Annotated in this window: 20 protein-coding genes; 5 read left to right on the forward strand and 15 right to left on the reverse strand. The window is 66.9% G+C overall.

The window, feature by feature from the left end; all coding sequences use genetic code 11:
- Complete coding sequence (locus ABN034_RS26985) at window positions 1–981, forward strand: quinone oxidoreductase family protein (RefSeq protein WP_349693784.1); 981 nt, start codon at window positions 1–3, stop codon at window positions 979–981.
- 100 nt (window positions 982–1,081) lie between these two features.
- Here the strand turns inward: ABN034_RS26985 and ABN034_RS26990 are convergent, their stop codons facing one another.
- From ABN034_RS26990 to ABN034_RS27025, 8 genes are all read right to left on the reverse strand, one after another.
- A complete protein-coding gene (locus ABN034_RS26990; protein WP_349693785.1) occupies window positions 1,082–2,071 on the reverse strand; it encodes a transketolase family protein in 990 nt (329 codons plus the stop codon).
- Window positions 2,068–3,021: a transketolase gene (locus ABN034_RS26995; RefSeq protein WP_349693786.1), complete on the reverse strand. Its 954-nt coding sequence runs from the start codon at window positions 3,019–3,021 to the stop codon at window positions 2,068–2,070. Before ABN034_RS26995 ends, ABN034_RS26990 begins: the two co-directional genes overlap by 4 nt.
- On the reverse strand, window positions 3,018–3,155 hold the full coding sequence (locus ABN034_RS27000) for a hypothetical protein (protein ID WP_349693787.1): 138 nt from the start codon (window positions 3,153–3,155) through the stop codon (window positions 3,018–3,020). The genes ABN034_RS26995 and ABN034_RS27000 overlap by 4 nt, the downstream gene beginning before the upstream one ends.
- The gene (locus ABN034_RS27005; protein WP_349693788.1) at window positions 3,152–4,153 is read right to left on the reverse strand and encodes a sugar phosphate isomerase/epimerase family protein; all 1,002 of its coding nucleotides are present in this window, start codon (window positions 4,151–4,153) and stop codon (window positions 3,152–3,154) included. Before ABN034_RS27005 ends, ABN034_RS27000 begins: the two co-directional genes overlap by 4 nt.
- A gap of 49 nt (window positions 4,154–4,202) precedes the next feature.
- On the reverse strand, window positions 4,203–5,099 hold the full coding sequence (locus ABN034_RS27010; RefSeq protein ID WP_349693789.1) for a carbohydrate ABC transporter permease: 897 nt from the start codon (window positions 5,097–5,099) through the stop codon (window positions 4,203–4,205).
- Window positions 5,096–5,923: a carbohydrate ABC transporter permease gene (locus ABN034_RS27015; protein WP_349693790.1), complete on the reverse strand. Its 828-nt coding sequence runs from the start codon at window positions 5,921–5,923 to the stop codon at window positions 5,096–5,098. The genes ABN034_RS27010 and ABN034_RS27015 overlap by 4 nt, the downstream gene beginning before the upstream one ends.
- A gap of 123 nt (window positions 5,924–6,046) precedes the next feature.
- On the reverse strand, window positions 6,047–7,342 hold the full coding sequence (locus ABN034_RS27020) for an ABC transporter substrate-binding protein (protein ID WP_349693791.1): 1,296 nt from the start codon (window positions 7,340–7,342) through the stop codon (window positions 6,047–6,049).
- 73 nt (window positions 7,343–7,415) lie between these two features.
- The gene (locus ABN034_RS27025) at window positions 7,416–8,306 is read right to left on the reverse strand and encodes a nucleoside hydrolase (RefSeq protein WP_349693792.1); all 891 of its coding nucleotides are present in this window, start codon (window positions 8,304–8,306) and stop codon (window positions 7,416–7,418) included.
- Window positions 8,307–8,496: 190 nt separating this feature from the next.
- Here ABN034_RS27025 and ABN034_RS27030 point away from each other — a divergent pair, with 190 nt between their 5' ends.
- Together ABN034_RS27030 and ABN034_RS27035 are read left to right on the forward strand one after the other, a co-directional pair.
- Window positions 8,497–9,954, forward strand: coding sequence for an FGGY family carbohydrate kinase (locus ABN034_RS27030; protein ID WP_349693793.1), 1,458 nt, complete (start codon window positions 8,497–8,499; stop codon window positions 9,952–9,954).
- 91 nt (window positions 9,955–10,045) lie between these two features.
- Window positions 10,046–11,026, forward strand: a complete 981-nt coding sequence (locus ABN034_RS27035) for a sugar-binding transcriptional regulator (RefSeq protein ID WP_349693794.1) — start codon at window positions 10,046–10,048, stop codon at window positions 11,024–11,026.
- Window positions 11,027–11,148: 122 nt separating this feature from the next.
- On the opposite strand, the gene ABN034_RS27040 is transcribed toward ABN034_RS27035, so the two are convergent.
- Window positions 11,149–12,291, reverse strand: coding sequence for an FAD-dependent oxidoreductase (locus tag ABN034_RS27040; protein ID WP_349693795.1), 1,143 nt, complete (start codon window positions 12,289–12,291; stop codon window positions 11,149–11,151).
- Between the two features lie 119 nt (window positions 12,292–12,410).
- The gene (locus tag ABN034_RS27045) at window positions 12,411–13,355 is read right to left on the reverse strand and encodes an AraC family transcriptional regulator (protein WP_349693796.1); all 945 of its coding nucleotides are present in this window, start codon (window positions 13,353–13,355) and stop codon (window positions 12,411–12,413) included.
- Window positions 13,356–13,475: 120 nt separating this feature from the next.
- Between ABN034_RS27045 and ABN034_RS27050 the strand changes: the two genes are divergently transcribed.
- Window positions 13,476–13,928 carry a pyridoxamine 5'-phosphate oxidase family protein gene (locus ABN034_RS27050; protein ID WP_349693797.1) on the forward strand — a complete coding sequence of 151 codons (453 nt, stop codon included), beginning with the start codon at window positions 13,476–13,478 and terminating at the stop codon, window positions 13,926–13,928.
- Here ABN034_RS27050 and ABN034_RS27055 read toward each other — a convergent pair.
- Both ABN034_RS27055 and ABN034_RS27060 read right to left on the reverse strand, forming a co-directional pair.
- Entirely contained in the window at window positions 13,925–15,061 is a 1,137-nt protein-coding gene (locus ABN034_RS27055; RefSeq protein WP_349693798.1) for a sensor histidine kinase, read from the reverse strand. The genes ABN034_RS27050 and ABN034_RS27055 overlap by 4 nt on opposite strands.
- Window positions 15,062–15,071: 10 nt before the next feature.
- Window positions 15,072–15,767: a response regulator transcription factor gene (locus ABN034_RS27060; protein ID WP_349693799.1), complete on the reverse strand. Its 696-nt coding sequence runs from the start codon at window positions 15,765–15,767 to the stop codon at window positions 15,072–15,074.
- A gap of 369 nt (window positions 15,768–16,136) precedes the next feature.
- Here ABN034_RS27060 and ABN034_RS27065 point away from each other — a divergent pair, with 369 nt between their 5' ends.
- A complete protein-coding gene (locus tag ABN034_RS27065) occupies window positions 16,137–16,559 on the forward strand; it encodes a M15 family metallopeptidase (protein ID WP_349693800.1) in 423 nt (140 codons plus the stop codon).
- A 107-nt stretch (window positions 16,560–16,666) separates the two neighbouring features.
- Here the strand turns inward: ABN034_RS27065 and ABN034_RS27070 are convergent, their stop codons facing one another.
- The 3 genes from ABN034_RS27070 to ABN034_RS27080 form a co-directional block, all read right to left on the reverse strand.
- The gene (locus ABN034_RS27070) at window positions 16,667–17,872 is read right to left on the reverse strand and encodes an RNA polymerase sigma factor (protein WP_349693801.1); all 1,206 of its coding nucleotides are present in this window, start codon (window positions 17,870–17,872) and stop codon (window positions 16,667–16,669) included.
- Window positions 17,869–18,210, reverse strand: a complete 342-nt coding sequence (locus ABN034_RS27075; RefSeq protein WP_349693802.1) for a YciI family protein — start codon at window positions 18,208–18,210, stop codon at window positions 17,869–17,871. The genes ABN034_RS27070 and ABN034_RS27075 overlap by 4 nt, the downstream gene beginning before the upstream one ends.
- A 69-nt stretch (window positions 18,211–18,279) precedes the next feature.
- Window positions 18,280–18,762 carry a VOC family protein gene (locus tag ABN034_RS27080; protein WP_349693803.1) on the reverse strand — a complete coding sequence of 161 codons (483 nt, stop codon included), beginning with the start codon at window positions 18,760–18,762 and terminating at the stop codon, window positions 18,280–18,282.
- Between the last annotated feature and the right edge of the window lie 144 nt (window positions 18,763–18,906).

An 18,906-nucleotide genomic window follows, 5' to 3' on the forward strand; every position in this document is an offset into this window, starting at 1 on the left:
ATGCGTGCAGCAGTCATCGAGCGCCATGGCGCCGCCCCCGCCCTTGTCGACCGGCCCTCGCCGGCCGGTGTCGACGGCCATGCCCTGGTCACGACAACGGCCGCCCCGATCACGCCACTCGACATCCTCTGCGCTACCGGCACGTCCTACTTCGGGCCTCCCGCTCTTCCGTACGTTCCTGGCGTACAGGGGGTCGGCGTCGTCGCTGCGGCCGGCTCCCTACCGGGCGGCACGCGGGTCTGGTTCCCCACCACCGCGGGAATGCAGCCGGGCGACGGCAGCATGGCCGAGCAGGTGAGTGTGCCCGAGTCCGACCTCGTGGCCCTGCCCGGCCAGGTCGAGGACACGATGGTCGCAGCGCTGGGCCTTTCGGCGGTCGCCGCGTGGATGGCTCTGACCTGGAAGGGCGGCCTACAGCCAGGCGAGCAGGTCCTCGTACTCGGCGGTGGCAGCGTCGTCGGCCAGGTCGCGATCCAGGCCGCCCAGCTGTGCGGGGCGCGCCGGGTCGTGGCCGCCTGCCGCTCCACCGGCGCGCAGGACCGCGCGGCTTCGTGTGGCGCCGACGCAGTGGTCCCCCTCCGCGACGACGACGAGGTGGACGAACTCGCCGCAAAGCTCGCGGCGGCCTGCGACGGCGACGTGGACGTCGTCATCGACCCGCTCTGCGGCGTACCGGCATCGGCGGCTCTGCTGCTCCTTGCTTCCGGCGCGAGATTCGTCAACCTGGGAAGCTCAGCAGGGCAGAACGCGACCTTCGCGTCCGCCATCGTGCGGAGCCGTTCCGCCAAGATCCTTGGTTACACCAACAACGAGATCGACACCGAACAGAGGGGCGATGCGCTGTCGACCCTGCTGCAACACGCCGCCGCCGGCCGTCTGACGGTCTCCCACGAGATCGTTCCACTCGACCAGCTTCCCCATGCATGGCAACGGCAGGCCCAGGGCCTGGCCGAACGACGCATCGTGGTCGACCTGACCTGACCCGCACGACGAACCAACCACGCGCCGGGCTTCACCTCGACGTGAGGTCCTGAGTGCGCGTTCCGTTCCGCTGTTCCCGCCGAACGCCCGGATCTGGCCCTCACCGGTGCTCGAGCAGCCGCCGGGCGGACTCGGCGATCCCCTCAGGCGACATCCCGTAGCGGTCGAGGAGATAGCCCGCGGAGCCGGTCGGAGCGAACTCCGGTATGCCGAGGATCGTCACCCGGGTCGGATGATGCGCGACGACTGTCTCTGCCACCGCCCCGCCCAACCCACCGGCCGTCGACGACTCCTCGACCGTCACGATCGCGGCGGTCTGCGCGGCCGCGGCGATCACAGCCTCGACGTCGAGCGGCTTGACGGTCGGCATCGACAGCACCCGAACAGAGATGCCGTCGGCGGCGAGGCGCTCCGCGGCGACCAACGCACGCCAGAGCACGGTGCCGTTGGCGATCAACGTCACGTCGTCGCCGCTCCGCATCGTGAGCGCTTTGCCGGGGACGAACTCGTAGTCATCGGCGTTCACCTGCGGGACCCGCATCCGACTGACCCGGACGAAGACCGGCCCCTCGATCCCGGCCGCCCAACGCAGCGCGGCCGCGGTTTCGATCGGATCCGCCGGGACGATGATCGTCATGTTGGCGATCGCCCGCAGCCATGCGATGTCCTCGATCGAATGGTGCGTGGGCCCGAGCTCGCCGTACGCCACACCCGGGCTCATGCCGCAGAGCTTGACGTTGTGGTCGGAGTAGGCCACATCGGCCTTGATCTGTTCCAGGGCCCGCGCGGTCAGGAAGCAGGAAGCCGCCGAGACGAAGGGGATCCGCCCTCCGTTGGCCAGGCCGGCCGCGATCCCGACCATGTCCTGCTCGGCGATCCCGACGTTGATCAGCCGGTCCGGGAAGGCCTTCCGGAAGCTGTTCAGCTTGCTCGATCCGATCGAGTCGTTCACCACGCCGACGATCCGGTGGTCGTCATGGGCGAGCTCGGAGAGAGTGGCGACATACGCGTCACGGCAGTCGTAGCGTGGTCCGTCGGCGACCGACAGATGAGGTAGCTCGTTACCACCGTCGACGATGGATTCAGTCATCCCAGCTCCCTGCCGATCCGGGCGTTCCCTACGGCCTCGAGCTCGGTCAACGCCTGCTGGAACTCCGCGTCGTCTGGCACTTTGTGGTGCCACGCGACGTTGTTGCTCATGAACGAGATCGGGTGGCCCTTGTGGGTGTGGGCGATCACGAACGTCGGCCTCCCTGGTCGGAACGGCACGGCGGACAACACCTCGAGCAGCTCGCCATGGTCATGACCATTGACCTCCACCACGGCGAAACCAAACGCCGTCGCCTTGTCCCGCAGCGGATCAAGGTCGTTGGTCTCCTTGGTCGTCGCGCCCTGCTGGAGCCGGTTGCGGTCGACGATCACGGTCAGGCGGTCGAGCTGGTACTGCGACGCCGCCATCATCGCTTCCCAGTTGCTGCCCTCCTGCAGTTCGCCGTCGCCGACAAGCACGTACGTACGACGTAGAGACACGTCGAGCTTGGCTGACAGTGCGTGGCCGACAGCGATCGGCAGGCCGTGGCCGAGTGGTCCCGTGTTGGCCTCCACGCCTGGCACCTTCGCCCGGTTGGGATGGCCGTTGAGGGCCGACAATGGCTTCAGGAAAGTGGCCAGATCGGTGACCGGCAGGAAGCCGAAGGCTGCCAGCGTGGTGTACAGCGCGCCGGCGACGTGTCCCTTGCTCAGCACGAACCGGTCCCGCTCCGGATCGTCGACCGTCGCGGGGGTGATGGCGAGTACCGCACCGTACAGCGTGGCCAGGATGTCGATCGCGGAGAAGTCCCCACCGATGTGGCCGGCGCCAGCGTGGTACACCAGCTTGAGGTCCTGGATCCGGATCTGCCGGGCCGCCTCGGCGATGTGGGCCACCTGCGCTGTCCTGCTGGCATGGGCTTCCAGCCGGCGGAGCACCGGCATGGTCGTGTGCGCGGTGGAAAGACCGCCCCCCGACGCGGGATCGATCCTCGGAAGGGCCGCGGTCATGAGACCTCCTTCGTCGGTCTCACGACCAAGGTGCGGTGCTCACGATTGACCTCACTCCGTTCGGTGCCGTACTCATGAATGACCTCACTGCGTTCGGTGCCGTACTCATGAATGACCTCACTGCGTTCGGTCATGTGTCCTCCGTGTCGGCCATCGAGGTGAGCAGCGCCCGCTGGACGAGCCTTTGAGCAGCCAGCGCATCGTGGTCGGCCTGCGCCGCCGCGAGCGCCGAGTCGTCGAGGCTGTCGAGCGCGCGGTGCACCGCCTTCAGGAAACGGATGGCCTGCCTGGCGGCCTCCACGCTGTCTTCCCGGAACGGGAACTGGTCCAGCTGCCAGACGCCCTGCCAGTTGTTCTTGCGCAGGGTGTGGAAGAACTCGAAGGTCTCCACCAGATGGACGGATCCGACCACCATGTCGTCGTCCCAGCCGCGCAGGTTGTCGTTGACGTCGATCGCGAACAGCCTGCCGTAGTCGATCGCCAGCTGCGCCGCGTCGGCCGGGGTTTCCAGGCCGTACAACGAGTGTCCGAAGTCGAGCAGGATGCCGAGGTTGGGCAGCCCGATCTTCTCGATGCCGAGGAGTGTTCGCGCGACATTGGGAAAGATGATCTTGACTCGTGGTTCACGCGGCTTGTACTCGATCACGAAGTTGATCTCCGGATGAGCTGCGCAGAGCTCCCGTAGGCCGTCGAGCGCGAGTTGCCAGATGTCGTGGTAGTTCACCTGGAAGGGGTAGTCCCAGCCGTCCTGGCCGGGCCACAGCTTGACGTAGGAGGAGCCGAGATCCTTGGCCACGTCGGTCGCGTGGTGCATCAGATCGAGCGCCCGCTTGCGAACCGCCGGGTCAGGGTGAGTGAACGAACCCTTGACGAAGTCCCGGGTGTAGATCTCCGGGGTGATGGCAATCGCCTCGAGCCCGTTCCTCGACAGCGCAGCCTTCACGTCGTCCAACGTCCCGTCGAAGCCGGCGAACGGCCAGTTGAGGTCGACGACCGACAGGTCTCCCACGGCACCCGCGCGATCGATCTGTTCCAACAGGCCGACCGGTGGACCGTAGCCGTCGGTGGCATAGCGGTCCTTGTAGGTCGCGAAGTGCCAGATGCCCGCACCGAAGACCGGCAGATCTGTCATCGTGCTCACTCCCCCTCGGAGGTGGTTGGTCGTCCGTCGGCTGTGGTCGTCATCCCTTGGTCGCCCCAGCGGTCAGTCCGCCGACGATCCAGCGTTGCAGCAGCGTGTACGCGATCAGAATCGGAACCACGGCGATGAGAATCCCCGCGGCGAGGCCGGTGGTGTTGTTGGCGAACTGGCCCTGGAAGTTGAGCAGTCCCACCGGGATCGTCTTGTGGGCGTCGGAGTTGAGCAGGATCAGGGCGAACAGGAACTCGTTCCAGGTCGCCACCGCGTCCAGGATCGCCACGGTTATCAGGGCCGGTGCGGACAGCGGCAGCATGACGGTGAAGAAGATCCGCCAGTTGCCGGCGCCGTCGACCTTGGCCGCCTCGATGATCTCGTCCGGAACCTGACGGAAGAACGACTGCAGGACCAGCACCTCGAACGGGATGCCGAATGCGAGGTACGGCCCGATCAGGCCGACGATGCTGTCCGTCGCACCGGCGGTTTTCATCATGATGAACACCGGCACGATCGTGATGTAGATCGGGATGGTGAGACCGAGAAAGACCGAGAACATCACTGTCCGCCGGAACTTCATCTGCAGCTTGGCGAGCGCGAAGCCGAGCATTGCGGAAATCAGCACACCGAGCGGCACCTTGACCATCGTGATGAGTGCGCTGTTGCGGTAGGTGGTCGCGAAATTGCCGATGTCCCAGGCGTCGGAGAAGTTCGTCCAGGTGAACTCCGACGGCCAGGACAGCGGTCCGTTGCCGATGAAGTCCGCCAGTGGCCGGACGGCGGTGACAACCAGGAGCGCCAGCGGTGAGATCCAGAAGATCGCGACGACGGCCAGCACGATCGTGAGGACGATGCCACCCTTGCCTCCAGGTGGGCGGGTCGACCGCTCTTCCTCGGTGACCTCGACCGAAGGTGGGGAGTGCACCGGCGCGAGGGAGGTCATGAGGTGTGCTCCCTGGTCTGTGACCGTACATACGGAATGCCTACCGCGATCGCCACCAGGGTGATCACCACGGCGATGGCCGTGCCGTAACCCGCCTGGTAGTACTGGAAGACGTTGGCGTACATCCACGTGCCCATGACCTGCGTCGACGTTCCAGGCCCGCCGTACGTCATCGCATAGATCATGTCGAAGACCTTGAACGAGTCGATCAAGGACAACGCCAGCACGATGTAGTGTGCGGGCCGCAGGCTCGGCATGGTGATGTGCCAGAACTGTCGCAGCCGGCTGGCGCCGTCGACGGTGGCAGCCTCGTAGAGCTCGTCCGGAATCCCTTGCAGGGCTGCGAGATAGAGCAGCATCGGGAATCCGGTCCGCAGCCAGATTGCCGGGACCATCACCGCCCACAGCGCGGTGGAGTCCTGGCCGAGCCAGGGCTGGGCCAGTCCGTCCAGTCCGATCAGGCGGAGGGTCGAGTTGATCGCGCCGTACTGCGGGTTGTACAACCAGCCCCAGATCGAGGCGATCGACACCAGAGGCAGCACGCCCGGTGTGTAGAAGGTCAGCCGCAAGACCGGCTTGCCATGCACTTTGCCGTTCAGCGCCAGGGCCAGCGCCAGGCCGAGCCCGACCGGGAAAGTGATCGTCACCACGGACCAGAGCAGGTTGTTCGTAGCGGCGGTGAGCACCACCGGGTCGTCGAGCAAGCGCGTGTAGTTGTCGAACCCGATGATGTTGTACGTCGGACTCAAACCGTCCCAGTCGGTGAAGCTGAACCACAAAGAGGACAGGGACGGATAGACCAGGAAGACGACGTAGACCGCCAAGGCCGGAACCGCGAACAGCCACGCATGCCACCAGCCTTCCCCGCTTCCCTTCGATCGTTGTCGTCGCGGCCGCCCTGCGGCGGCGGCACGATCGGCTGTGAGCGTCGCCATGAGGTGCCCGGATCAGCCCTTGGCCCAGGCGGACACGATTTCCTGCATCCTCGCGGCGGCCTCCGCCGGTGTCACCGAACCCTGCAGGATGTCGCTCTGCACGGTGAAGTACTCGTCAGCCTGCTTCTTGGGGAAGGCCTGGTCCTGGATCGTGTAGAAGGGATTGCTGCCGTACTTTTGCGACCACTCCGAGGCCAGCGGCAGTTCCTTCGGGTCCGGCTCGGCACCCTTCACCGTCGACGCCGTGTTCCGCAGTGCCTTCTGCGTCTTCGGCTTGGCGAGGAAGTCGAGCAAGGCAGCCGCCTTGTCTGCGTTGGGGGACTTCGCGTTGATCATGTAGCCCTCGACGAAGCCGGAGTGACGCGCCGGCTTGTGGTCGGTGGGCAGTTCGAAGTTGCCGAAGTCGGCGGGGTCTTTCTTGGCCGACAGGATGGCGACGGACTCCGTCCATGGGCCGATGATCGTGTAACCGTTCTTCCCTTGCACGTAACCAGGTTCGACGTCGGCCGGGTCCATCCCGAGTGCACCCTCCGGCACCCACTTCTTGTCCTGCCACTTCTTGAACAGCGTGAACGCCTCGACGACCTCGGGGCGGTCCCAGCTTTCGTCGCCGACCAGCAGCTTGTCGTGCAGCTCGGGACCTGCCGTGTGCTCGAGGAGGTACTCGAACAGGCGCATGATGTTCCAGCCGTACTTGCCGGCCAGGCCACACGGCGTGGTGCCGGCGGCGACGAGCTTGTCGTTCATCTCTTCCAGCTCGGCGTAGCTGGTCGGGGTGGCGGTGACGCCGGCCTTCTCCAGTAGCGCCTTGTTGTACCAGGCGCCGAGGCCGAGCGACATGAACGGCAACCCTGCCTTGACACCATCGAACGTCATGCCGTCGATCGCGGCGGTGTTGATCAACGAGTCCCAGCCGTACTTCTGGTAGTAAGGCGCCAGATCCAGCGCCTGCTTGGCGGTGGCGAACGGCGCACCGATCTGTCCGCCCCAGATCCGCCAGACGTCCGGGCCGCTGCCGCCGAGCAGCTCGGTCCGGAGCTTGTCCGGATACACGGCCGCGCCCGAGCCGGGCAGACTTCCGACCGTCGTGGTGGTGCCGTTCTGCTCGTCGAACTTCTTCAGCTGAGCCTTGAAGAGGCCGATGGTCTCGTCGCCTTCGTAGGTGAAGACGCGGAGCTTGTTCGAGGCCGGCGCCGACGAACCACTGCTGGTGGTGGAGGCACCGGTGCAGGCTCCGAGGCTCAGCCCAGCCACGGTGGCGGACGACAGTCCGAGGAATCCCCGTCGAGTAAGCGACCTGGCGGTCATGGCATTCTCCTCTATGCGCAAGGGCGGTGGCGTCCTCGTATGTGTCGGGAGCCACCGATATGTGAGTCGCGGGTCACCCGGTTTTGCGGCCGAAGGCGCGGATCTTGGCGAACATGTCCTCCAACAGGAAGCGCACGTCCATGTACTCGCACACACTGATGGGGTTGTTGGAACCAGGCAGGTACCAGCCGTCGACCCCGAACCGCGGCGCCGGCCGGACCCGCATGGCGCCGCTGGTCGGGTAGAGCATCAGGGCGATGGCCGGCGAATCGCCGAGCGAGCGAGACTCGATCGGCTCGGGGTGATAGGTAGCGTTCCACTCGTGGAGCTGCTTGATCAGGTAGCGCCCGAGCGGACCCGCGTCGCCGATCTTCTCGTCGAGTTCGGCATAACTCACAGACACCTTGCTGTAGACATCGCTAGGCACCTGCCAGATGGTGATGCCGGAGCCGAACACCACGTTGGCGGCGTGGATGTCGTTGGACAGGTTGAACTCGATCCCGCGCCATCCCGGCGCCATCCCGTCGTACCCGCGGCCGCCGATCCAGATCACGATCACCTCTCGGTTCACGATCTCCGGGTCGAGCAGAATCGCCGAGGCCATGTCGGTCAGCGGTCCGAGGAACGCCACGAAGAGCGGATCGCCCTCGGACGCCAGCTTTGACTCCTCGATGATCAGCCGGGCGCCGGGCGAGTCCAGCGAGGTCTGCTCGTCCGGGATGCCGGTCGGCGCGCCATTGGCGACAGTGACCTTGCCGGTGAGGTCGAGCAGGTCCAGCAGGAGGTCGATCTCCTCGCGCGACTCCTCCATGCTCCGGTCCGAGCGCCGGGTGCCGAAGTGGGCCGGGATCAGCCCGCGCACGTCGAGCGTCGGCGACAACATCCCGTGAACGATCGCGAACTGGTCGTCCGCCTCGTTCTTGGCATCGGTGTTGATGATCACGCGGCGCCGCGTCGGCCTCATCAGATAACCATCCTTGATGGGTTGAATAATGATTCAAGGCCGCATAATTTATCAAGTACGGTTGGCGTGATGTCAATAGGCCACTGCAGAATCCGGTGGAGGCACGGCACCCAGTCGAGGCGATCGAGTGATGCGGCCGCAGATATGCCGTCCGGGGGAAAGCCCGCGCGTACGAACGAAGGGAAGGTGGATGGCTCCGAAACAAGCCGTGCTGGCCATCGATCAGGGCACGACCAACTCCAAGGCGATCCTGGTCGACGAGTCCGGAACGGTGCTCGCCACCGGCTCGACACCGGTCAACCTCTCCCTCCCTCGTCCGGGCTGGGCCGAGCAGGATGCCGAAGAGCTCTGGTCCAGTGTGGTGACCGCTGTCGAACGCTGCCGAGCGGCCGCGGGGACCACCGATGTCGTCGCGGTCGCTCTGACCAACCAGCGCGAGTCCGTGCTGGGTTGGCGGCGCAGTACCGGCCAGCCCATCGGTCCGTTGATCGGCTGGCAGGACATCCGGACGTCCGCGTGGTGCGAAAGCCTTCCGGCCGGCGTCGGCGACCTTGCCCGCGACCGCACCGGGCTCAGAGTCGACGCGATGTTCTCGGCCCCGAAGATCAACTGGCTACTCTCGACGGCCGCGGGTATTCCCGCGGCCGACATCTGTGTCGGAACCGTCGACTCCTGGCTGATCTGGTGCCTGACCGGTCACCGTCGACACGTGATCGAGGCTGGCAACGCCGGCCGCACGCTGCTCTACGACGTCATCGACCTCGAATGGTCCGACCCCTTGTTGGACGCCTTCGACGTGCCGCGCGGGAGCCTTCCGAACGTCGTCGCCTCGAACGGCGACTTCGGCTCCACGGTCGGTGTCCCCGGCGTGCCGCACGGGACCCCGATCGCCGCCGTACTCGCCGACTCCCATGCGGCGTTGTACGGCCAGGGGTGCACGGAGGTGGGCATGGCCAAGGTCACCTACGGCACCGGATCATCGCTGATGACTCCCATCCCTCGGTTCGACCCAGGCCAATCCCCCGTACCGACGACGCTTGCCTGGCTCACCGACCGCCCGGTCTACGCCCGCGAAGGCAACATCGTCTCCTCTGGCGCGGCTCTCGCGTGGACGGCCTCGATGCTCGGGCTCGGCAGCGTCGCCGAGCTGGTCGACCTGGCCGGGACGGTCCCCGACTCCGGTGACGTGACCTTGGTGCCCGCCTTCTCTGGCCTCGGCGCGCCGCACTGGGACCGCAACGCGCGCGCCGCCTTCACCGGGATGAGCAGTAGCACCACCCGAGCGCACCTGGCGCGAGCGGCCGTCGACGCCGTCGCGCACCAGGTCTGCGACATCGCGGATGCCATCGAAGTCACCGACACGCCGCTGAGCGTCCTGCGGGCTGACGGCGGCGCCGTTGTCGCCGACCTGCTGATGCAGACCCAGGCCGACCTCCTTGCCCACCCGGTGGAGGTGGCCGACGTCGCCGAGCTCTCCGCGCTAGGTGCGGCGCAGCTGGCCTGGCAGAGTCTGGGGAGCACCACAAGCTGGGCCGAGCAGCGCATACCAGCCCGGATCTTCACATCGACGCTCGACGACGAGACTCGTAGGAGACGCCGCGAGCACTGGGCGGACGAGGTGGCAGCAGCCAGAGCCCGCAAGCGCTGACCCGGCTGCGCCGCGACCCATACCGGTGAACGACAGGATGGACAATGGCCGATGATGACTCTCCAGCAACCGTGAAGTGGGGCGGATCGTGATGGCTGTGCACGCGTCCAGCGGCAGTCGACTGGCCCCCGATGCTCAGGTGCGGTTGATCACCAAGATCGCACACATGTACCACGAGCAGGGGATCCGGCAGGCCGACATCGCCGACGCCCTGCACGTCTCCCAGGCAAAAGTGTCCCGGCTGTTGAAAAGGGCCACCGAGATGGGCATCGTGCGGACCGTTGTCGTGGTCTCGCAGGGCGTGCACACCGTTCTGGAAGAGGCCCTCGAGCATCGGTACGGGCTGCGCGAGGCGGTCGTTGTCGACGTGGACGGTGGAGAGCAGGAGATCCTCACCGGCATCGGGTCTGCGGGAGCCACCTATCTCGAGGCCACCCTGACCGGCGGGGAGCGGATCGGTATTTCGTCGTGGAGTCAGACGCTGCTGGCGGCGGTGGATCGGCTGCGCCCGCTCCGCGTCGCAGGGGCGGAGCGTGTCATCCAGCTGGTCGGCGGTGTCGGCGTGTCCGCCGTCCAGGCCCAGGCCAACCGGCTGCTGGGTCAGCTCGCCGAGCTGATCGGTGCTGCACCGACGTACGTTCAGGCCCCTGGGCTGGTGCAGACCTCGGCCATCCGCAAGAGCCTGCTCAACGACCCGGCGATGGAATCGATGGCCGAGGAGTGGGCCAACCTGACCATGGCACTGGTGGGTATCGGCAGCGTCCAACCATCTCCCCTGCTGCGGCAGAGTGGCAACGCGATCGCGCCGGATGACCAGGAGCAGCTCCTGGCCGCGCACGCCGTCGGCGATGTCTGCCACCGTTTCTTCACCGCGACCGGAGATCTGATCCGCAGCGATCTGAACAGCCGCGTCGTCGGCATCGACCCCGACACTTTCCGGGCAATCCCCCGGCGGGTCGGGCTGGCCGGAGGCGAACGCAAGCACGAGGCGATTCGTGCGGCGATCATTGGGGGGTGGGTGAATGTCATCGTCACCGACGTTGCCACCGCCCGCGCACTGCTGGAGGAGTGAAACAACGGCGGCCGTCGAGCCGTCAACGACCGCAGGGCAGCGGCCACCTGAGACTGGCGTTCAGACCGAGCCCACCGGCGGCACGGCCTCTGACCTGGCTGCAGTAGGCCATGTGGCTGTCTTCATCCACGTCCGGGTGCCGGAAACGATCTGTCGCCGAAGAGGATGCGGCGGGCCGCCGCCTGCCCCATCGGCGTACGCAGCAGGGTGAACGCCGCCGCTGCAAGCGCGGGCGTGCGGACCTGGGCCAATCCCCTGCGCAGCATGAGCCTTCCGCGGAAGCGGGCACGCAGTGCGGCTCCGTCGAAGTGAGTCAGCGCGTCCGTCCGCCCGGATCGCAGGGAGTCGTGCAGGATCGTGGCAGCGAAGTCCGACAGTCGCAGGCACGGGTCGAGGCCGCCAGCGGTGAGCGGCGAGACCGCACCTGCCGCATCCCCCACCAGAAGTCCGTCGGCACAGCTGATCCGGCGCAGCAGGCCACCGACCGGGATGGGACCCCCACGTCGCTCCACCTCGTCAGGGCGGGGCGTGCTCGGCAGCCCCGGTGCCGAGGTGCCGAACCGCTCCAGGGCCCGGCGGAGACCGTCGGGAAAGCGGTTGGCGTAGCCGGCCGTGCCGACGTGGGCATGCCGCCCGTCGTTGACGACCCACGCCAGGTAGCCGGGAGCGAGCGACGGGTCGAGCACGCAGTGGAATGTCGGCGGCTCCTCGCTGCGCGGGACCTCGAAGACTTCCTCGGCACCGATCAGCAGGTGGTGGTTGCGGTCCAGGTCGAGGTCGCGCGCGACCCGTGAGCGGGCTCCGTCGGCGCCGACCAGGAACCGTGCCCGTACCCTGGTCGGTCCGTCCCGGCCGGCCAGGAGGTAGGTGCGGTCTCGCCGACCGGCATAGCGAGTGCCCAGCGCTATCCGGACGCCGGCGTCGGTCGCGGCATCGGCCGCCGCTGCGTACAGGGGCGCCATGTCACCCACCCGGTACTCATCGCGCGCACTGATGAGGGTCACCGGGCGCCGCAGCCCAGGTGGGTAGAGCACCACTCGCCGAATCGGAGGACCGAGGCACTCGGGAGGCAGCGGGAAATCGTCGAGCGTTCTGCGAACGAAGATCCCAGTGGTACGAATCGCGCCCGTGAGGCTGGGACGCCGTTCGACGAGCAGCACGTCGTGGCCTCGCTGGGCGAGCAGCGTCGCAGTGTGAAGCCCCGCCAACCCGGCTCCGACGACCAGCACGTCGGCAGCGTCGACCAATCGAAGAGCAGCCTGCATCCATCGATTATCGCTTACTTGCTATCGAATGACAATGGCCACCGCATGCTGGCTCAGCGGTGTGCGACACAAGTCGACGGTTGCCGCCACGGCGGCGACGAACGCCCGTGGCGCTGCGATCAGTCGGAGCGGGCCCGCCTCGACCGGCGGTAGTCGCTCGGCCGGACCTGGTAGTGGCGGGTGAACGCCACGCTGAGGGCGTACGCGTTCGCGTACCCCACCTGCCGCGCGATCGAGTCGACGGTGTGGTCGGTGTCGGCGAGCAGGTCGGCGGCAGTGCAGAGCCGCCATCCGGTGAGGTAGGCGATCGGCGGCTCGCCGACGAGCTGGTCGAAGCGCCGAGCGAATGCCGCGCGCGACAAGCCGACCTTGGTCGCAAGCTCGCCTACAGTCCACGCATGCGCGAGGTCGTCGTGCAGAAGCCGGAGCGCCTCGCCCACCAGCGGGTCGGTACGGGCGGCGTACCACGACGGAGGTTGCGCATCCGGTCGGGCGAACCACGCGCGCAGCCCGCGGATGAGAAGGAGGTCCAGCAACCGGTCGAGGACGGCCTGTTGACCGGGCTCGTCGCGGGCGATCTCTGCGGCCACGAGGGCAAGGGGTGAGTCGGTGATCTCGTGCCCGGCGACGGTGATCAGTAGCGGCAGCGCCGCCAGCAACCGCCGGTCGACCTCGCCGCGCACGCGGTACTCCCCGAACAGCAGGAGAGCCGGGCTGTCCGGCCCGTCCCCGCAGGTTCGGGTGTCCAGCGCCAGCGCCGCACCGATGTCACGGCCTTCAGAATCCCGGCATGTGTCGTCCGGGCTGATCACGACCTGCACCGGCGTCTCCGGCGGATCGGCGACGACGAACGACTCCGGCCCACGGACCACCGCGATGTCCCCGGCGGCAATCCTGGTCGGACCGTCGCCGACGTCGATCCAGGACGTTCCGCGCACCATGGCCACCACCGTGAGTGGTGCGGCGTCCGCGAAGCGCCACGACCAGGGCGGAGTGAGATAGCTCTGTCCCACCACAGCACCGCGGGCACGTGTGCGGTCGAGTAGGTCCGTCAACGCATCCACGCCGTCCAGCGTAGACGCACAGACATCGAATGCAGACGTACAGCCATCGTCTGTCTCGAACCTTCTCGGTTGGCTGGATCTCGAACCACCCACGAGCGAAAGCGAGATCAGCCGATGCCCATGACAGCCGAAGCACGTGAGAGGTTCCTCGCCGAGCCCCGCGTCGGAACACTTGCGGTCGCCCGCGACGGTCGGGCCCCACTCGCGGTGCCGGTCTGGTACGACTACAGCCCGGGCGGCGACGTGCGTGTCTGGATGGAGCGAGGAACGCTGAAGGACCGCCTGCTCCGGGCGGCCGGACGGTTCAGCCTCAGCGTCCAGGCCGAGGACCGCCCCTACCGCTATGTGACCGTCGAAGGCCCCGCGCACTGGAACGAGCAGCCGACCGGCGACGACGTCACCACGATCGCGGCTCGGTACCTGCAGGAGGCCGAGCTCGCCGTGTACGTGCAACGGACCCTCGGCCCCACCTCCGTCCTCGTCCACCTCCAGCCCGAACACTGGCTGAGCAGTGACCTGTCCGAGGCATTCGAGGAGCTCGAGGCGGCCGTCGCCGCGGGGACCTCTCTCTAGTCGTGTCTCTCAGTTTGAACGACTGTGGGGAGGGGCGACGCGTCCCCTCGCAAACCCTCAGTGTGCGGTGGTGCGGCGGGTACCTGCACCGTGACGCGGAGCCCGCCAGCGGGCCGGGAGGTGAGGGAGAGAGTTCCGTCGTGTGCGTGGGCGATGCTCTTGACGATGGCCAGGCCGAGGCCGACACCCGCGTGGTCGGTGCGTATGCGTTCTGTGCCGCGTTGAAACGGCTCGACAAGCGTGGAAACCAACTGTGGGTGGAGCTTCTCGCCGGTGTTCTCGACACTGAGCACCACAGTCCTGGGGTGAACACTGGTCGTGACCCACACTCTGCCCTGGTCAGGCAGGTTGTGGACGATCGCGTTGTGCACAAGGTTCGTCGTCAGCTGTAGCAGGAGCGCGCGTGAGCCGATGGTGGCGGCGAGGTCGCCGGAGGTCTCGATGGCGAGGCCGCGTTTTTCCGCAAGGGGGATGAGCGTTTCGGTGGCCTCTTCTACGAGGAGGGACAGGTCGACGTGCTCTCGGGTGAAGGATCGCTGGTCGGCGCGGCTCAGCAGAAGCAGTGCTTCTGTGAGGTCGATCGCTCGGGCGTTGACGAAGTGGAGGCGCTCGACGAGTTCGCCGGTGTCGCGGTTCGGATCGTTGCGGGCCACGTCGAGAAGTGTCTGCGTGATCGCCAGTGGGGTGCGCAGTTCGTGGGAGGCGTTGGCCGCGAATCTCTGTTGTTCGGCGACGTTGGTCTCGATCCGCGCGAGCATGGCGTCGAAGGTGTCGGCGAGTTCGCGGAACTCATCCTTGCGGCCGGGTAGCCGGATTCGGTGGGAGAGCGAGCCGTTCGCGGCCAAGCGGACGGCGTCGGTGATGCGGTCCAGGGGCGCGAGCATGCGGCCGGCGAGAATCCACCCACCCAGCAGACCGAACACCAGAAGGAACGCCATGACCATGGCCGCAGCCAGGCCGAAACCTCGCAGGGGGTCGGAGCGGCTGGGTACTCCGACCCACGGGAGCCCGCCTATGATCACACCGTCGTCCAGATACCGCGCCTGGACCACCCACACGGCGGCGAGCATCAGAGCACCCGCAACCATGAGGAATCCGGCATAGCTGAGGGTGAGTTTGAGGCGAACGCTCAATCCACGCGCCCTATTCACGGTCGGATCCCGCACGTCCGGGGCCGGGTGCAGTGTCGATGCGGTAACCGACGCCGGGCACCGTGGCGATCAGCCCGGGTTCGCCGAGCCGTTTGCGCAAGGCCGAAACCGTGATGCGCACGGCGTTGGTGAACGGGTCTGCGTTCTCATCCCATGCACGCTCCAGGACCTCTTCGGCACTGACTACTCCCCCTTCGGCGGCGACGAGGACTTCGAGCACGGCGAACTGCTTCCTGGTCAGCGCGACGTACCGGCCGTCGCGGTAGACCTCGCGGCGGAACGGATCCAGCCGCAGACCGGCGATCTCTCGCACGGGTGGTCTGTTGTGGGCGCGCCTGCGGTCGAGCGCCCTGAGCCGCATGACGAGCTCTTGAAGTTCAAAGGGCTTCGTGAGGTAGTCGTCGGCACCGAGCTCGAACCCGGAGGCCTTGTCGTCGAGCCGGTCGGCAGCGGTGAGCATGAGGATGGGAATGCCGCTGCCGGAGGCGACGATGCGTTTGGCGATCTCGTCACCGGTAGGCCCAGGAATGTCCCGGTCGAGGACGGCGATGTCGTAGGCGTTGATGCTCAGCAGTTCAAGGGCGGTGTCGCCGTCACCGGCCATGTCGGCCGCGATCGCCTCCAGGCGGAGGCCGTCGCGGATGGCCTCTGCCAGGAAGGGCTCGTCCTCGACGATCAACACACGCACACTCTCGATGCTACGAGCCGGAGCATATCGTCGGCATATCGAAATCCACATACGTGGTGAGAACACCACGCTGCGTTGACTGCAGGCATGGCCTACAGCGAAGCAGCACGAACAGCGGCCCGCCGTACCCGATCGACCATTCTCACCGCCCTTATTGTCGCCCTTGTCACGGTCGGCGCGACGCTTTTCGGCGTTCTCATTTGCCAGTCGCTGGCCTCCTCCTCAGGCGCAGCACCACCCACCGACGCGGCGGCCACCGACACCCCTTCGGCGGCTGCGGATCGTCAGCGGAGACCTACGCAACCTCGCGGCGACCACCGTCCTGCGCTTGGCGACCGCGATGTGGCAGATGGCGCCGTCCCTCCGGGCGTGACGATCTTCGACGACGAGTTTCCGGCCGTGGCCAACCTTGATCCCGATCTGCTCGCTGCCCTCCGCCAAGCCGCAACCGACGCCGCAGACGACGGGGGCGAGTTCCACGTCAAGAGCGGCTGGCGAACCCCTGCGTACCAGGACCAGCTGCTTCGCGAGGCCATCTCCGAGTACGGCTCAAAAGAGGAAGCTGCCCGGTGGGTGGCCACCGCTGACACCTCTCCTCACGTGTCGGGGGACGCGATCGACATCGGGCCCTCCGATGCCACGACGTGGCTCTCCGAGCACGGCGCGGAGTACGGGCTGTGCCAGATCTACCGCAACGAACCGTGGCACTACGAACTGCGCCCCGAAGCCATCGATGACGGCTGCCCGCCCAGGTATGCCGACCCTACGCACGATCCAAGGATGCGGCAGTGACCAGCACGCTCGGCGTCGCCAACATCATGATCCGGACACAGTTCCTCGCGGATCCACGGTGGCATTGCGAACGGCATGAGCGGGAAGTGGATCTCTATCGCATGGTGCTACGTCCAGGTGAGCCGTTGCTGGAGGATGGCTTGTTCGGCGGGGTTGGTCGTGTGCTGGAGAGCTTGCACGTCCGCGGCGTGTGCCTGGTCGATCTGACCGAGTTCGCGCAGTACCTCGGCGCGAGTGGCGTGGTAGAGGTGGTAGCGCTGCAGCGTTTCGCCGAGTGTGTCGAGTTCCCTCATCGCGGCCGCGGGCCCTGCGGTGTACCGCAGGGCGATCGCCCGGTGGAGGCGGGCGACGGGCGAGGGTGCGAGATGGAGCAGCATGTCGTAGAGCAGGACGATCTGCTCCCAGTCGGTGTCTTCCCAACGTTGTGCTTCGGCATGGCAGGCGACGATCGCCGCCTGGAGCTGATACGGGCCGGGACGATGTTGTCTGGCGGCGGTGCTCAACAGCCGGGTGGCGTCGGCGATCGCCTTGTGGTCCCACCGGGACCGGTCCTGGTGCGGCAGGAGTATCAGGTCGCCGCCCACTCCGAAGCGGGCAGCGTCGCGAGCGCGATGGAGGCGGATCAGGGCAAGCAGACCGGCTACTTCGGGCTCGTTGGGGACGAGCTGGTGCAGCAGGGACGCCAGCCAGTCGGCGTCGTCAACGAGGTCACGTGAGTGCGCGTGGTCGGCGGTCGACAGGTAGCCCTCGTTCAGAACCAGGTAGATGACCGCGAGCACCTGGCTCAGCCGTTCGGCGAGTTCGTCGTCAGCCGGCATCCGGTACGGAATCTTTGCCAGGCTGATCTTTCGCTTGGCCCGGGTGATCCGTTGCGCAACGGTCGTCTCCCGGATCAGGAAGGCACGCGCGATCTGCGCCGTGGTCAGTCCGCACACCACCCGCAGCGTGAGGGCGATCTGCGCCTCCTGTGGGAGAGCCGGGTGGCAACAGGTGAAGATCAACCGAAGCCGGTCGTCAGGTTCGGGCTGGACCGGCCATTGCAACTGCGCCAGCTTGGTGCGGTAGTTGCCATCGCGGCGGAGCAGGTCGACGCCGCGCCGCCGGGCGACGGTGAACAGCCAGGCATCCGGTCGGGCCGGAATTCCGTCGGTCGGCCAGCGCTGCAGGGCGGCCACGACGGCGTCCTGGACCAGATCCTCCGCGGTGGCGAAGTCGCCGGTGACCTGGACCAGGGCGGCGGCAAGCTGGCCCGCGTGCTCGCGTACGACGCGGGCCAGCTCGACATGTGAGGCCTTCTCTGGCAGGTGGTTCATGATTCCAGCGGGCGAACTTCCACGGTCGGGCAGCCTGGCCAGGTCCTGACCATCCGTAGCGCTGCGTCCAGGTCGTCGACCTCGATCTCGGTGTAGCCGCTGACAACTTCCTTGCCCTCGACGAAGGGGCCGTCGGTGACGATCGGCTCGCCGCCACCAAGCCGGACCGTGGTTGCGGTGGCCGGTGACTGCAGCTTGGCGCCTCCTCGGACGACATCGGCGTGGTCGGCGAACCATTCGTGGACGCGGGCATAGGCCCGCTCGCGTTCGGTCTGCCCCATGGCCTGCAGTTCGTTCATGTACTGCTCGGATTCGACGAACAACAGCACATACTTCATCTGGTCTTCACTCCATTACGAGTCCTGGACAGGTGACGCGTGGACGCCACCACGACGGCGTGGTGTGGGTCAGGTCCGATCGGAGAAGGCGGCCATGCGGCGCATCATCTCCTCATCCGAGACGTCTTCCACATGCGTGGCGATGGTCCAGCCATGGCCGAACGGATCGATGAGGTAGCCGTCCCGGTCACCGTAGAACTGGTCCTGCGGAGGCCGCTTGAGTTCCGCGCCGAGTTTCACCGCGCGCTCGATGGTGGCGTCGACGTCTTCAACGTAGACGAACAGGAAGGTGGGGGATCCATCGAGCCCGGTGACCGGCGGCGCCTTGGTCCCCATCTGTGCTGATTCGTCCTCGACGATGACGACCGAGTCGCCGATCTCGATCTCGGCGTGGACGATCGTGCCGTCAGGGCCGGGAAAGCGCATCCGTTCGGTCGCTGCGAACACCTCGGCATAGAAGTCCAGGGCCTGGGCGGCGCCGCGGACGACGAGTGCTGGCGTGACTCTCCGGTAGGAATCCGGGATCGGGTGGGGGCTGGCTGTCGAGGACATCCGGGTTCTCCTTACGTCGAACGGTGGCCTGCGAGGGCGCGGACTCAGTTGAGTCCGCTCCTGCACCTCCGTGTGGCCTTTCTTGGTAAGACGATCGGCGGCCCATCGGATACGACACCAGTGGAGGTCAACCGGCCAGTATTT

It is taken from the genome of Actinopolymorpha sp. B11F2 (assembly GCF_040195635.1).
In the GTDB taxonomy this organism is placed as follows: domain Bacteria; phylum Actinomycetota; class Actinomycetes; order Propionibacteriales; family Actinopolymorphaceae; genus Thermasporomyces.

Coding starts and splice junctions, on each gene's coding strand:
- ABN034_RS26985 (WP_349693784.1), top strand. CDS start 1: ATGCGTGCAGCAGTCATCGAGCGCCATGGCGCCGCCCCCGCCCTTGTC.
- ABN034_RS26990 (WP_349693785.1), bottom strand. CDS start 2,071: ATGACTGAATCCATCGTCGACGGTGGTAACGAGCTACCTCATCTGTCG.
- ABN034_RS26995 (WP_349693786.1), bottom strand. CDS start 3,021: ATGACCGCGGCCCTTCCGAGGATCGATCCCGCGTCGGGGGGCGGTCTT.
- ABN034_RS27000 (WP_349693787.1), bottom strand. CDS start 3,155: ATGACCGAACGCAGTGAGGTCATTCATGAGTACGGCACCGAACGCAGT.
- ABN034_RS27005 (WP_349693788.1), bottom strand. CDS start 4,153: ATGACAGATCTGCCGGTCTTCGGTGCGGGCATCTGGCACTTCGCGACC.
- ABN034_RS27010 (WP_349693789.1), bottom strand. CDS start 5,099: ATGACCTCCCTCGCGCCGGTGCACTCCCCACCTTCGGTCGAGGTCACC.
- ABN034_RS27020 (WP_349693791.1), bottom strand. CDS start 7,342: ATGACCGCCAGGTCGCTTACTCGACGGGGATTCCTCGGACTGTCGTCC.
- ABN034_RS27025 (WP_349693792.1), bottom strand. CDS start 8,306: ATGAGGCCGACGCGGCGCCGCGTGATCATCAACACCGATGCCAAGAAC.
- ABN034_RS27030 (WP_349693793.1), top strand. CDS start 8,497: ATGGCTCCGAAACAAGCCGTGCTGGCCATCGATCAGGGCACGACCAAC.
- ABN034_RS27035 (WP_349693794.1), top strand. CDS start 10,046: ATGGCTGTGCACGCGTCCAGCGGCAGTCGACTGGCCCCCGATGCTCAG.
- ABN034_RS27040 (WP_349693795.1), bottom strand. CDS start 12,291: ATGCAGGCTGCTCTTCGATTGGTCGACGCTGCCGACGTGCTGGTCGTC.
- ABN034_RS27050 (WP_349693797.1), top strand. CDS start 13,476: ATGACAGCCGAAGCACGTGAGAGGTTCCTCGCCGAGCCCCGCGTCGGA.
- ABN034_RS27070 (WP_349693801.1), bottom strand. CDS start 17,872: ATGAACCACCTGCCAGAGAAGGCCTCACATGTCGAGCTGGCCCGCGTC.
- ABN034_RS27075 (WP_349693802.1), bottom strand. CDS start 18,210: ATGAAGTATGTGCTGTTGTTCGTCGAATCCGAGCAGTACATGAACGAA.
- ABN034_RS27080 (WP_349693803.1), bottom strand. CDS start 18,762: ATGTCCTCGACAGCCAGCCCCCACCCGATCCCGGATTCCTACCGGAGA.